General features: G+C 44.5%; 13 protein-coding genes. 6 read left to right on the top strand and 7 right to left on the bottom strand.

Features of this window, described 5'->3' with window-relative positions:
- Nucleotides 1-69 precede the first annotated feature (69 nt).
- From KIK04_RS18795 to KIK04_RS18785, 3 genes are all read left to right on the top strand, one after another.
- Nucleotides 70-1,854 (top strand): DEAD/DEAH box helicase, encoded by a 1,785-nt coding sequence (locus KIK04_RS18795; protein WP_232275119.1) that lies wholly within the window; start codon nucleotides 70-72, stop codon nucleotides 1,852-1,854.
- A gap of 199 nt (nucleotides 1,855-2,053) precedes the next feature.
- Nucleotides 2,054-3,469, top strand: a complete 1,416-nt coding sequence (locus KIK04_RS18790) for a YqhG family protein (protein ID WP_232275118.1) — start codon at nucleotides 2,054-2,056, stop codon at nucleotides 3,467-3,469.
- A 141-nt stretch (nucleotides 3,470-3,610) separates the two neighbouring features.
- On the top strand, nucleotides 3,611-4,843 hold the full coding sequence (locus KIK04_RS18785; RefSeq protein ID WP_232275117.1) for a hypothetical protein: 1,233 nt from the start codon (nucleotides 3,611-3,613) through the stop codon (nucleotides 4,841-4,843).
- A gap of 93 nt (nucleotides 4,844-4,936) precedes the next feature.
- Here KIK04_RS18785 and KIK04_RS18780 read toward each other — a convergent pair whose 3' ends face one another.
- The gene (locus KIK04_RS18780) at nucleotides 4,937-5,179 is read right to left on the bottom strand and encodes a YqzE family protein (protein WP_232275116.1); all 243 of its coding nucleotides are present in this window, start codon (nucleotides 5,177-5,179) and stop codon (nucleotides 4,937-4,939) included.
- A gap of 184 nt (nucleotides 5,180-5,363) precedes the next feature.
- Here KIK04_RS18780 and KIK04_RS18775 point away from each other — a divergent pair, with 184 nt between their 5' ends.
- Complete coding sequence (locus KIK04_RS18775; protein WP_232275115.1) at nucleotides 5,364-6,143, top strand: N-acetylmuramoyl-L-alanine amidase; 780 nt, start codon at nucleotides 5,364-5,366, stop codon at nucleotides 6,141-6,143.
- 100 nt (nucleotides 6,144-6,243) lie between these two features.
- On the opposite strand, the gene KIK04_RS18770 is transcribed toward KIK04_RS18775, so the two are convergent.
- Nucleotides 6,244-7,179: a divergent polysaccharide deacetylase family protein gene (locus tag KIK04_RS18770; RefSeq protein ID WP_232275114.1), complete on the bottom strand. Its 936-nt coding sequence runs from the start codon at nucleotides 7,177-7,179 to the stop codon at nucleotides 6,244-6,246.
- A gap of 193 nt (nucleotides 7,180-7,372) precedes the next feature.
- Here KIK04_RS18770 and KIK04_RS18765 point away from each other — a divergent pair, with 193 nt between their 5' ends.
- Complete coding sequence (locus KIK04_RS18765) at nucleotides 7,373-7,684, top strand: hypothetical protein (RefSeq protein ID WP_232275113.1); 312 nt, start codon at nucleotides 7,373-7,375, stop codon at nucleotides 7,682-7,684.
- Nucleotides 7,685-7,694: 10 nt separating this feature from the next.
- Here KIK04_RS18765 and vanT read toward each other — a convergent pair whose 3' ends face one another.
- From vanT to KIK04_RS18745, 4 genes are all read right to left on the bottom strand, one after another.
- Nucleotides 7,695-10,001 (bottom strand): serine racemase VanT catalytic subunit, encoded by a 2,307-nt coding sequence (gene vanT, locus KIK04_RS18760; protein ID WP_232275112.1) that lies wholly within the window; start codon nucleotides 9,999-10,001, stop codon nucleotides 7,695-7,697.
- Nucleotides 9,970-10,827, bottom strand: a complete 858-nt coding sequence (locus KIK04_RS18755) for a D-alanyl-D-alanine carboxypeptidase family protein (RefSeq protein ID WP_232275111.1) — start codon at nucleotides 10,825-10,827, stop codon at nucleotides 9,970-9,972. The genes vanT and KIK04_RS18755 overlap by 32 nt, the downstream gene beginning before the upstream one ends.
- Complete coding sequence (gene vanG, locus KIK04_RS18750; protein ID WP_232275110.1) at nucleotides 10,824-11,882, bottom strand: D-alanine--D-serine ligase VanG; 1,059 nt, start codon at nucleotides 11,880-11,882, stop codon at nucleotides 10,824-10,826. The genes KIK04_RS18755 and vanG overlap by 4 nt, the downstream gene beginning before the upstream one ends.
- Nucleotides 11,883-12,208: 326 nt before the next feature.
- Nucleotides 12,209-12,655, bottom strand: a complete 447-nt coding sequence (locus tag KIK04_RS18745) for a hypothetical protein (protein ID WP_232275109.1) — start codon at nucleotides 12,653-12,655, stop codon at nucleotides 12,209-12,211.
- A gap of 487 nt (nucleotides 12,656-13,142) precedes the next feature.
- Here KIK04_RS18745 and KIK04_RS18740 point away from each other — a divergent pair, with 487 nt between their 5' ends.
- Entirely contained in the window at nucleotides 13,143-13,445 is a 303-nt protein-coding gene (locus KIK04_RS18740) for a hypothetical protein (protein WP_232275108.1), read from the top strand.
- Between the two features lie 204 nt (nucleotides 13,446-13,649).
- Here KIK04_RS18740 and KIK04_RS18735 read toward each other — a convergent pair whose 3' ends face one another.
- Entirely contained in the window at nucleotides 13,650-13,985 is a 336-nt protein-coding gene (locus KIK04_RS18735) for a hypothetical protein (RefSeq protein ID WP_232275107.1), read from the bottom strand.
- Nucleotides 13,986-14,187 lie beyond the last annotated feature (202 nt).

The raw sequence follows: 14,187 nt of genomic DNA, 5'->3' as shown, positions 1-14,187 counted from the left end.
TATGAAACGATGGAAAAACGTCCATACTACACATTACGCAACAAGGCTACATGCAAGGAGGTCAATACGATGCAGCCGGACGTACCAACGCCATCCGAACACCCTATTTCTACACCTGATGTTCCACTTCTATTTAACCGGAGTTGGATCGATGATATGCAAGCACGGATCGACAAAAATGGGCCTTGGGACGACTGGACCTTGTTTCAACTTGCTTACGAGGCCGAACAAGCGAAGCGGATTCGCAGCTTCGATGAGCTGCAATGCCTCGCGCATTTGCCTCAATTACAACCTCTCCCCCACCAAACGGATACTGCGCGCAAAGTGCTGCACGACATGCGGGGACGGGCGATATTAGCAGATGAAGTTGGTCTGGGCAAGACCATTGAAGCTGGACTTATTTTAAAGGAATATATGATTCGTGGTCTTGTCAAAAGAGCACTTATTCTAGTCCCTGCCTCGCTAGTGCTGCAATGGGTTCGGGAGTTAAATCAGAAATTTAGCATTTCGGCTGTCGCGCAAAAAAAAGCACACTCTTGGCAATGTGAGATTGTAGTGGCCTCGATGGACACAGCTAAACGCGATCAGCATAAAAATATTTTGCTTAGTTATGACTATGACATGCTCATTATCGACGAAGCGCATAAGCTTAAAAATCGCAAAACGACCAATTATCAGTTTATTCAGCAGCTGCGCAAAAAATATTGTCTCCTGCTTACGGCCACGCCCGTGCAGAACGATATGAATGAGCTGTACAACCTGATTAATTTGCTGAAACCAGGTCAATTGGGCGGGCAGGGCGATTTCAGTGCCAATTATGTAGTCGATAAACGGGTACCAAAAAATGAGACCCAGCTACAAAACGAGCTGTCTAAGGTGATGGTGCGCAATCGGCGCGGTGAGGGCAATGTTAATTTTACGAAGCGAATCGTGAAAAATGTGACGCTGACGTTGTCGGAAGATGAGCAAGCGCTTTATGAGGGCGTTACGCGATTTATTAAGGAGCAGTATCGTTCTGAAGGGGTGGACATCGGCACGATGTTTTCGCTGCTGACGTTGCAACGTGAAGTGTGCTCTAGTCGCGATGCGGTGTTTATTACGTTAGTCAATTTGGCAAAGAAACTCGCACTAGATTCACCTATTCGGGATTATATATGGGATTTAGTTGCGCTCATTAAGGGTATTACTTCGAATACGAAGGCTGAAGCTGCGATTCAAATTATTCGTAGCACGAATGAAAAAGTAATCGTGTTCACGGAATATCGAGCGACGCAGGAATATTTGATGCAATATTTTCAACAGCATGGGATTACGGCTGTCCCATACAGCGGTGGGATGAATCGTGGTAAAAAGGACTGGATGATGGACTTGTTTCGCGGTCGCGCACAAGTGATGATTGCGACTGAAGCGGGCGGCGAAGGCATCAACCTACAGTTTTGCCACCATATGATTAATTTTGATTTACCGTGGAACCCGATGCGGGTGGAGCAGCGGATTGGGCGTGTGCATCGCTTGGGACAAATGAACGATGTTAAAATTTTCAACTTAGCTACGAAAGGCACGATCGAAGAATATATTTTGAGTTTGCTGCACGAAAAAATCAATATGTTTGAAATGGTTATCGGTAGACTCGATATGATTTTGGAGCGTTTGGAGACGGGCGATTCGTTTGAGCGCAGCTTGTCAAGATTGGTGCTTGAAGCTGACAATGCCGAAGATCTGATGCAGCGCGTGGATGAGCTTGGTCAATCAATTAATACGTTGCGCGAGGAGATTGAACAGACTGTCGAGGAAGATGGAAGCGTTGACGAGGGTGTCGATCATTTGCTTAATCGATTGAGTACGGAAGCTTAGTGTGTCATGTGAAAAATATAATTGCCTAGGTTGTAAGGTCGCGTAGGTAGCACGTGCTGTGTAGGTAGTGCGTGCTGCATAGGTAGTGTGTACTGCGTAGGTACTGCGTGCTGCGTAGGTACTGCGTGCTGCGTAGGTACTGTGTGCTGCGTACGCTGTGTGAGTTGTGCCGCCCAGATGGGAAGGAGGATCTAGTCAGGTGAACAAAGATGAAGTTATTCGCTATGTGATGCGCTATTTAGAAACGACCAATTGTCATATTGTTGAGAAATCGCCTGCGCATGTAACGGTGAAGTTGTCTGAGCAGGCAGACAAGGCGCTAACAAATCGCCCTTATTACTGGGGATTTGTTGAACGTACAGGTACGCCAGCGGAGACGATGCGCTTTACGTTTGTGTTTGATCCTGCGGCGATGCCCTCTGATCCGCCGCGCGGACCACTTGGTATGTCAGCGCCTGCAAGCGTGATAAGCACTGTGAACGATATGGGTAGCAGTGGCGGCGGACAGGGCAATCATGTAGCCGCTCATGCTAGCAGTGGCAATGGAACGAACGGCCAACCCGCCGCTCATTCTGACAGCGGCAGTGGGCCGCTCAACCAACCAGCCACTCATGTTGACAGTGGCAGTGGGCCTAACAGCCAATCAGCCGCTCGCGCTGACGGTGGCAGTCCATCCCGTCCTGCCCCCGCCTCACACGCAAGTAGTGATAAGGAGGCAGCCCTTATCGTACAGCAATCAGCAGCTGCTCAGTCAAGCGCTGTCGTCGGCCGCTTTTCCGGACTCGTTCCGTCCATAACAGGGGGAACGATGCCAATTCGAATCCCGCGCGAGGACGTTACCTACGGCAGCCGCCGTTTAGAGCAAATCATTCAAGCCGCTGCCGATGGCGGCCGCTATGTGAGCCTTTTCGCCGCAACAGATGAAACTGGCATGACATCCGCACGAAGTCATGCTAGATCTGCGAATCGTTCAGTACCTTACGAACCTTGGCTCATGCTTAACACAAAGCTGGAATTCATGTGTGATTTAAAGCGAGAAGAAATTCATTCCTTTGGCATATCACTCGTATCCGGCAAAATGTGCACCCAATTTATGGAGTATGTGCTGCCATTAACGCTCACGCCAAAATTACCTCCCCATGTGCATGTACTACCATGGCACATCGCCTTGGAGCAGACGCAACAAATGGTGGAGCAGTATATACGGGGCCATATTGACACCTGTGACAACGAATGGGCAGAACAAGCTCATGCTCGTCTCCAAGATGAACTAATCAGGTTGTCAGCCTACTACGAGACATTAATTAAGGAAACGGAACAAAGCGAAATCACTTCTGCTAAAGCGAAAGATTCACTAAACAAAGATAAACCGATCAACGACACGAATACAGATACCAATATAGATACAGATACAGATACAGATACAGATACAGATACGGATACGGATACAGATACAGATGAAGCAATACTTGCTTCGATAACGATGCAACAACAATACGAAATGCGTAAACAAGAACTTCGCTGGCAGTTTGAGCCGCGTATTCAATGCTCCCTACTCAATACAGCGCTTGTTCATTTACCATTGCATGCACCAATAACAAGCTTCACACCATAATGTGTCTAGATGCGCCAACTTGTGGCAAAAATAGAACTTATCTGATCAAGCCTCGAAACCATCGTCCGACAACCTTTTTGAGGCTTGTCCTTTAAAATAAGACCAAATGATACATTTTGTATCTGGAATGAGGTGACAAAAATGAAAACACCCTACTGGCTTTCGCATCTTGGAAGCTGGATTCGCTCAGTAACAATAACCATCCTATTCGCTAGTAGTATAGCTTGGGCCATCTGGAGTGTGCATACACATTTTACAACACCGCCCACCCCTGCCAACGCATATACCTTGGACAACAATCAGCAGCCAGCTCAAACACATGTAACAGCGGACGACAGCAAGCACACTGACATAACAGTAGCACTCGCATCATTCCAACAAGCCACAACGCTTCAGCAGCACTCGCCTGACCTTATTCGGATTGCTGAGCATTACAAACAACAGCTTGCTAACAGCTCGCCATTTGATAATTGGAAACAAGGGACATTAGATGTCATGCCACTAGGCCCAGGAACGCACGGCTGGCTCGTGCGCGTGCTGGTCGCAGGCAAACAAGTCGGATATATGATATTGTCAGCATCCAATCCATCTGATTCCGCTGATTCCGTCGATTCAACCGACCCAGCGGACACTCAATCAGACACCGTTAAACTTACCGAGTATGGAACGGGTGAACAAACACCTTACGATCTAAACACATTAAAACAGGCTTTATTATTCCATTTACAGACAGAGCCACAGGCTGCGTCCTATGCCCACATTGAACCATACTACGACGATACACAAGTCACGCTCTGGAAAGTAATCAATAAACAAGGTGTCATAGCTTGGTTAGACGCGCAAAGCGGTGAATGGTTGCCGGATGAATATCAGCCGGAATCCAAATATTTAAAGCAAAATCAACGCGATGCCATTTCAGCGCCTGCAAGCTTAGCGAGCCACAAGCATCACACCACTTCATCTGCGGCTCACCTTGTCCAATCACAGCCTAATCTCGAGCTACGACATGCCGTAACCGATCCAACACCAGCTCTACTGCAACCGTTGTTCGACCCGTACGAGAACGTGACGTGGATGTCACTGCTTAAGCAAGTTCGCGCAAACGCATCCTCTTTAACCGATGAATTCAATCCGCTTGATGAAGCACATAAATGGATTTATGTGCAATCGTCTAGCAACGGAAGCGTACACGTACAAATGCCGTTCTCCGTTGTCGGACTTCAACAATGGGGCATAGCTTCAACCTCAGCTACAGTTGCATCACATCGCCAGCCTACATCCTATGTGGCCGTAGCAAGCCCGGATTTGCAGGCGACCCGTTATATTCACATCGAGAGTGCCGTAATGAATGGAACATTTGTACCGCAAAAATAACACAACAGGCTGTCTCCCCGTAGATGCTACATCTACGATTGAGACAGCCTGTTGTGCATCATCATTGAAGCTAGACGACAAGATGTGTGTAAACTAACGAGCACGTCGCCACACCACTAGACTAGCACGCTTCCATAGTGGCTTAGTGAAACTGCCCCATGTTTTGGCCCACATGCTTAAGCTAAGCGGTAAAAGCCCGAACCATTTTGTAATCCAAGCCTCATTCGTACGCTGCTTGCGCTCCATTTTTTTCTCGCGCCGTGTTTCTTCCGGTGTTTCCATGTACGTCACAACACGTTGTGTAATGAACTTGATGAAATCATCGCTCTTTGCCATGCGCACGCACCACCTTATGAATTTGCCGACCGTTACATATAAGTTTGCACCGTTTTTCATCACCTTAAACATCTTGTTGTAAACGAATTTCTTTTTCACAAACACGCATTATTTACATCGAATGACTAGGACGCACTTCGCACACCTTAACAGCAATGTGTATTAAAAAAGGGAGGATTAGAGCATGAGCCACTTCACCCGACTCGTCACTAAAAGTGCTTGTGCGCTGCTTTTATTGACCACTGTTCAATGGTCTGCATATGGTGGCGTAACACGAATTTCCGCAGAACCGTTATCTCATGAAACGGCAATCATGCAACAGCCTAAACAGCCGCAGCAAGCGCTCAATACGCATAGTCCAAACAATTTATCATCCGCATTTCCACAACGAGTCGTCATTATTGATGCAGGTCACGGCGGGATTGATGGAGGCACGAAATACGGTGATCTTTTGGAAAAAGATATTAATTTAGCCATTGCCCAAAAATTGTACTTGCTACTGCGCAGCAAGGGCATCCCTACTATTTTGAATCGAACCGGAGACTATGCTCTTAGCGATGATAATCGTTGGTCACAAGTGCGCTCGCGGCATCAGCGCGACCTCGCTCAACGTCGGCAATTAAGTAAAGAAATTCCGACTTCGCTGTTCGTCAGCATCCATGTGAACTGGACGAAAAACCAAGCAAAGCGTGGCCCCATTATCCTGCACAAGGACGAAGGACGCAGCAAGATGCTCGCATGGGTCATTCAGCAATCGTTAAACCCTCTTTATGAGGTTCGCAACAGTGTCGAAGTCGGGAGTACTTACTATTTGCTCCGTCGTGTAGAGCATCCAGCTGTAATTGTCGAAACAGGCTTCATTAGTAACGAAGCTGACCGTCAGCTACTGACGAGCGCCAAAGGTCAAGCGACCATTGCGTCTCGAATTTGTGACGCCCTGATCCATTTCAACGCATTATTTTAACCGTGTGCTTAAGAACTTACAACAAAAGTGCCCCAGACGGCGTTTGTTACACCGCGGGGCACTTTGCATTTTGCACTTTGCACCTTGCTATTGCACTTCGCTATTGCACTTGTAACTGCTGGCGCTCAATCAACTTCGAAATGGGCACGATGTTCACTTGCTTCATAAGCTCGGGTACAAATTTGCCTAGCACTTGTGCGGTCTTTTTACCAGGTGTACCTACATGGCCGATCGTTACACAAACCGCGTGATCTCGTAGATGTTGCTCGATAAGCTTACATTGTTTAGAAATATGAGCAGTCGAAACCTCATCGTCAAGAAAGACATGATTTTGAATAACGGGTACCCCAACCTCTTTGCCGACTTCCGCCACAATCGAGTGGTAATTGGTCTTACTATCCAAATAGTACAAACCCCGCTCTTTGCAAACTTTAAGCACAATTCGCATAACACGTTTATCGCCCGTCGCTTTTGAGCCCATATGATTGTTCATACCGACCGCATGAGGGACCGCATCGATCGCTTTATTCACTCGCTGTTCAATCTCTTGATCGGACAGCGAAGTTAAAATACCGCCTGGCCCCATCCAGCTTGCCCTGCCATGCTTCGGCTCCATCGGCATATGAACGATAACTTCATGCCCAAGTCGATGCGCTTGTTCAGCATCTTTAGCCGTTGTTTGTAAAAAAGGCATGACCGCTACGGTCAGCTTGACTGGCAGCGAAAGCATTTCATCGGTTCCTGACATACGATTTCCGAAATCATCAATCACGATGGCAAGCTGCTTCGTCGTGCGCTCCGCGCCTTTCTGCTGCGCTACCGGCTCGTCCGTATATATCCACGTGGCACTCGAAGCATAAGCCTCATCTACAACACCGCACGCAAGACCTACCATTAATACTGTCACCAGAAACAAACGAAACAAGTGCACTTCATTGCGTAAGCTCTGATTTTGTTCGTATTGTGCCAAACTGTAAGCGACCGTTCCAACAAGCTGCTTCCATTTCTTTCTTAACCATTTGCGTAGCCGGATCATAAAAATGGCACCTCCAACACTGTATTCATTTCAGCGTTGGTGTTAATATGCGCAATAATCGTCCACATTACTCCGCTTTCATAGTTAGCGACCCAATTGCATGAACATTAATGAAAAAAAAGTGACTATTTCATGTCGAAAATGTGTCTTTTTTGAGTAAAACATGATATACTGTTCATAAGTTCAAAACGGCATGAAAGTAGGTGCTTTTATGGAAGCGTTGTCACTTTTAATTTTGTTTTGGGTTATGTTGAGAATACTACCTTACTTTTCTAATGAAGAACATACTAACGGATCTACAAATGGAGGCAGCCGTATGACAACAAGATCTTTATTCATCGCTTGCACAGCAATCTCATTTATTGCATTTATGGGAGCGATCCACTACTCAATTTCCCTTTTTCATATAAATAATCAAGCTTCAGTCTATGCTTATTTCCTAGCTCCATTAGTTTGGTTATTTGCAATCACGTGCAATCCAAAGAAAGAACAATCTGAAGCCTAACAGATGCACATTAAGGTAAGGAGCAATGGTTGTTGTTCCTTACCTTTTCTTTTTGACACATTTGCATTTGTCTGGATACATGGCGACTCGGCGTTGACTCCACCTCGCTCCTCCGGATATAGACTCGCTCCACTCGGCTTCCGATGCCGCTTACAATCTCATTCGTAATGGTGTTACAACGGCTTGCAACTTGCCCCGCAGTAATGATTTCCGCTCCATCTTGACCAATTAAAGTTACCGTATCTCCTTCTTGTACGCCGTCTATGTGCGTCACATCGATCATCATTTGATCCATGCATATATTTCCCGCAATATTCGCTTGTTGACCTCGCACAAGAACGTTGCCACCTTGCTCAAATAAAGCTCTCGGAATACCGTCCGCATATCCAATCGAGACGGTGGCAATACGACTGTCCTCCACTGGCACATAGCTTCGCCCATAACCGATGGGAGTCTCTGCCTTGATTGAATGGACAAGCGTTACCTTTGCTTTCAAGGAAAGGACCGGACGCAATCTGACTTGTGTATTAATGTTATCGTCCTCATTGCTAAGCAATCCGTACAAAGCTATACCTGGACGAGCCAGTCCACAATGTAGATCAGGATAATTTAAAATGCCGTAGCTGCTTTGGATATGAAGTGTACCTGGGTTAATCCCTGCGTACTTCAACTGCCCGATCACTTCATAAAATCGGTTAATTTGTGCACGTGTATAAGCCATATCATCCGCTTGATGGCTATCCGACACGGACAGATGGCTGTAAGTTCCGGTTACGTGTAAATGAGGTTGTTGATACATCCAGCGAATCTGCTCCATGTTGGCATGGGTTTCCCCCAGCCTTCCCATGCCCGTGTCGATTTTAATATGTACGTTTACTTTTCTTCCGAACTTGCCGAATTTGCCAGATTTTCCGGATCTACGGGATTCATTGAGAGAACCCGCATAATCTGCGCTAATCACCGTTTGCGTAAGATCATACCGCACAAGGTCTCTGAACCGACTTGGAGAAGTATATCCTAGAACGATGATCTCTCCTTCGATCCCATGTTTACGTAAGGTAATCCCTTCTTCACATTCAGCCACTGCAAAGTGCCTTACACCCGCATCGTAAAGCGACTTTGCCACCGGTATGCTGCCGTGACCGTAAGCATCTGCCTTGACCACTGCCATCACCTTACAATCAGCGGGAAGGATTTTTTGCAACTCCACAAGGTTATGTCTGAGATGTGCAAGATTCACCTCTACCCAAGCCCTGTGCTTGGGGGTTGGTTTTGTTATTTCCCGAGAAATAAAATACACCACGATACCCGCAAACAGGATCGACAACAGGGTAACGACAACAAAATGAATCAGGCTATTCGCTACCAACACGGCGCTTAACCCGCTAAGCTTAGCTACACCTCGTACGACCACAATGGAAAGCGGATGCAAAATATATATCCATGTACTTAGCTGTCTAACATATGAGCCACCCCTGCCTTTTTGGGTGAGTAGAAATTGAAACAAATAATATACAGCCGGAACTAAAAAAACGTACATACTATCATGCCGCGGCAATTGTAATTGTTGCACAAGGCTTCCCTCTACGAACAGCAACGCAACGGCTAGTGCGAAGAAAAGGGCGCTGCTTGTTGCCGATTGTACGTTGCGGGATGTTTGGGATCGCTGGGCTGTCCAAGCACCAAGTACAATAAAAAGTGGTGCAAAAAACAACCCATTTCTCGTATAGTCAAACAGGGAAAACAAATTCGAATAGATAGCGTGTAAGAGACCCTTCTGTTCTACTAAACCAAAATAACTGTCACCGAGAAGTCCGATTAGATACAGCAATCCAGTCAGTACAAACATCGTTGTAAAGGACAACTTTTTATATAGAAAATAAGTGAGGTAAACGCCAAGGATGAGCGCCGGAAAATACCAAAGGTGATACAATGTCCCATTAAAAAGAATATCTTTCAACGTAGACAGCAAGCTGAAATCTAGTGTGAAATATCCGGCGTACACATTGAGCGGTACATATAGCAACATTGAGGCAAGGTACAGCCATGTGATTTTACGGGCATAACGATTCACGATTAGCCTGTCCTGACTAATCTCCCCTGTCAGCTTCTGAAAGAGCAAAAAGCCTGAAGCCATAAAGAAAAAGGGCACCGCAAGTCGAGCAAATATGCCGGTAAGCAAAAAGTCAGCATACGTATTGTAGGACGTTAATGGCCCCGTATGAATGGCGATGACCAACATAGCCGCAACGATTTTGAAGTCATCGAGCAAACCGTAGTTGTTCTTAGCAGCCACTACCTTCACTACCTTTTTCATGGAATACAGTGACTACAAATCCGTCGTCGTTGTTGCCTGAAATTTCATACCGTTTACCGTTGGTGATCGGTACGGTTGTGACTAATTCTTTTGCACGTACATAATAAATTTCGATGACCAAGTCTTTATGTTCAAAATAGAGATGCTCCTCATGCAAAGCATACTGCTTCAACCATGTGAGATACTCCTCTAGGCACAATCCACGTTGTTCCATAATAACCGAGTGCGGAAAGCCCACATAACGATAATGCCAAGGTTCACAGGCAATATGGGTGATATGCTCTTTGCCCTGTTGGTACCTTTGAATAAATCCATATGTAGCTGCAAGTTGCTTAAACGTTCGGTACACGCCATGATCTGGAAAGGATGGGCATATAAGATTCATATGGGGTGCGTTTTCACCTACATCCACTGCAAGCCCCGTTTGGTGCTCACTTTCATTCGGACGCGCTACATACGATGTTGTAAAAATAGGCCCGTTATCTCGTAACGAAGTTGTATATAATTCCTGCTGCTCCTTTCTTGAACGATACCCACTAACGACGACAATTTCATCCCTCACCTGACATGCGCTCAATAAAGCTGCCAACTGGTACGCACACGTTTTTTCTAGGAATATGTTCTGCTGTTCCGTTTCCAGAATTGGAAGATGATTGACGGATACCACGAACTGTTCAGATGAGCGTATAGGATGTTCATAGTTAACTAATATGAGATGTCCTTGATGAACATCCGCTTGGTCAAGTCGCAGCTCAAGTTGCAAGTTATCAACTTTGGCAATTGGAGTCTTACAAATGTGACGGTTAGTGCTTATCGTCTCCATCATCCTTGACCCCCCTCTACTGCGAGCTGTAACAGTCGATCGAGAATTTCCGCATAAGATAACCCGCTAGCCCGTAGCATGTTCGGATATCTAGAGTTAGACGTGAACCCGGGAATCGTGTTGACCTCATTAAATACAATGTCATAGTCGGGAGTCAGGAACATATCGACTCTTGCAAACCCTTTGCAACCCAGCGTCTTATAAATACGCAGCGCCGTTTGTGTTACCTTGTCCGCTGTGGCCGCGTCTATTCGTGCTGGCAGGTGAATGGTCGAGCTGTGCAGCGTATACTTTTCGGTAAAATTAAAAAAGTCGCCCGTTATTTCAATTTCATCAATAACACCGATGATCGGATCGGAATGATGGCCCAGCACGGCGCAGCCCACTTCAAATCCTTCAACCTGTTGTTCGATCACGACCTTGTGATCGTGTAAAAAAGCAAGTTCCATCCCGCTTATTAACTCTTGCTCGTTGTGCGCTTTCGTAATTCCCAAAGAAGACCCTGACTTTGCAGGTTTGATAAATAACGGAAACTCCAGCTGCGCTGCCGTCGCAAGCGATTGTTCCATAGGTTCACCTTTGAAAATAGTGACAGAGCGGGACGTGCGAATACCAGCTGCCCGCACTAACGTATGTGCAATCTCCTTATCCATCCCGATCGCGGAGGAAAGCATCTCGCACCCTACAAACGGAATACCCGACAGTTCTAGCAAACCTTGCAAGGTTCCGTCCTCCCCATATTTTCCGTGCAGCACGGGAAAGACTATATCAAGCGGAACGATATGATATTCCGTATTTACAAGTTCAATCAGCCCTCGTATTTCTCTACTCGGTGATATAAAGGAAGGAATACAGCTAGCATGCATATGCCAATGGTCGTTACGTATATCCTCGATACTGCCGCTATATCTGAGCCAATTCCCCGCTTGTGTAATGCCTATCATCACAAGGTTATATTGCTCAGTATCTAAATGCTCGATCACGGAAGCGGCTGAGTTCAATGATACTTTGTATTCATTGGAGCAACCGCCGAACAATACAGCAACTGTCTTTTTCATATGTAAACCTCCTATAATCTTGACTGTTCATTAAGAATAGGAGAAACAGTTTAAAAAGATGTAAGGTAAATATAAAGATTTTCTTAATACTGTTCACAGCTAGGAATTATTCTTATCTCCTTAAAAAAGTAGGATTAGCGTTCCCCTCTGCAAAAACGATGATTGAGGGCAAAGGCTTCCTACTTTAGTGAGATATGACGCTAGCCATTTCTTTTGTTCGTTATCGCTCTATTTTTGTTCTATACATTTCACTTTAATATAGACCCAATCAAAGTTTACATTTGCAATAAAAAGTGCTCTGGATATATCCAGAGCACTTCGCGTAACTATCTATTATGTTCAATCTTAAGGTTGTAATTCACGTCTCTACCAAAATCTCTCTCTCCATGGCCCTTGACTTTAATAAATGCTGTAGCTCCAGGCTTTACCCATATACCACCAACATCTGGTGCTGCTCCCTGATCGAATGGCTCGAGCGTATACTCTCTACCTTCAGAGTCGATGTTATAAATAACCATATCATAGTTTACAATATTGCTTCTTGTCGAACTTAACGTAAACTTCACAAACATATCACTCGGGTAGGGGTTAGTCCACTTATGCCAATCGACATCTTGATAATCAATAACCGCTCCAACACTATCAAGACCAAAAATTTGTTTAGCTGTCTCTCTTGTATCATACACACCCTTAGTGGCCGATACACTTGTAGCAGAAAATACGAATATGCTAGAAACCATAAGCAATCCAGTGAGTAACTTTTTGAATACCACAATTCCACATCCTCTCAAATTATGTAGAGCTGGCCAACTCCGTTCCACAATATACCATAAAAATACATGTATTGTATATATGAATGTAGAAAATTTAATGAAAAAGTTGAAAAATTTACACGGGGTAAGATTATATGATGAATATGCATTTAATTTAATAGATTCGATTTTAAAAACAATTTATTTAGATATTTAAATTATTGTAAAAATATAAAGTAAATTTCTTGTCCTATTTTGTTAAATAAACGTCATTGAAAGTCGTGCAAGACCCAGATTCTTGTGCCGCAAGAAGACATCATACAGAACCGATAACGAAATCATATATACGGTTAGAGACATTGGTAGAGCAATCTATGAAACCTCACATATATGTAATATTTTAGACTATTTTATAAAATTACATAGTAAATATAGTCATATTTACCCAAATACAATTTTGAGTTTTTATTATATGATTTAGATCAATTTGAAAATGGGAGGATTTAGGATGAACATAAGTAAACTAGTATTAAGCTCACTTATTGGTGCATCATTAGCTTTTGGTTCTGTAAGCATCAACACAGCCCCTGCCGCTGCTGAAATGTCCCAACAAACTACAAATTTATTGGTTTTAAGTATTGGTGAAATTCGTCATATCGGCGCCTATAACATCATTCAAAACTCACAATGGGCCATCGCTAAAACATCAGTACCTTCCTACATTCAAGCCATAAGACCAGGAAGTGCACTTATCGAAATCTATGAAAATAGCAAATGGGTTCGCTATGAAGTCTATGTTAGGGCCCATTAACCATTAATCTCTGGCCTTGTGATAACATACTGCCTCTCACTACAGGAGGCGGTATGTTATTTTCACCTTTTTCACCCCGATGAAAGTTCTATGTAGTACAGCAGCTCGGTAAGGATTTGTATTATTTCCAAATAAATACCGCCTCCATAGAGACGGTATCTACATTACTTGGTCGAATATTCACTCACCTCAAATATCAAAATTTTATCGAACACAACGTAGTCCTTTCGGCTGAGGTGTCACTTGTACCTCGTTCGAATTTTGATTCTCTCCACAAGTATGATTTGCAGCGACAACATAGCAATACGGAGCCCCTGCTTTGGCAGCATTGTCGGAATAGCTCGTAATGTATACACTATCTGCTACTGAAACATACGGCCCGCCCGGTTTTTCTGCTCTCTTTACGGAATAACTATCAGCACCAAGATTATTCCATGTCAAACTAACATTCGTGCCATTCCATTCTTCCTTTAACACTGGAGGAGCCACACTTGGTTTAAAGAAGACATTGATATCATAAATGTTGTTCGGACCATTCACTCCGTTGATAAACGCTATTTTCTTTACATTTTGAGCATCAGGAAAACAGATTTGCTGTTTATTTTTATCTTTGTAGAACTCATGTTTGATGAGTTGTCCTGATGAATTAAAAAAACTAGAATATCCATCCGTATCATTCTTAATATTCCTATAAATTTAAAAAAGCCCCGAATTCGACTTCAGGGCTGCATTCATATTCAGC

Origin of the sequence: Paenibacillus sp. 481 (genome assembly GCF_021223605.1) — a bacterium.
In the GTDB taxonomy this organism is placed as follows: Bacteria; Bacillota; Bacilli; order Paenibacillales; family Paenibacillaceae; genus Paenibacillus_B.
Note: the sequence above shows the minus strand (reverse complement) of the source record. Positions and strands in the feature narration are given on the sequence as shown.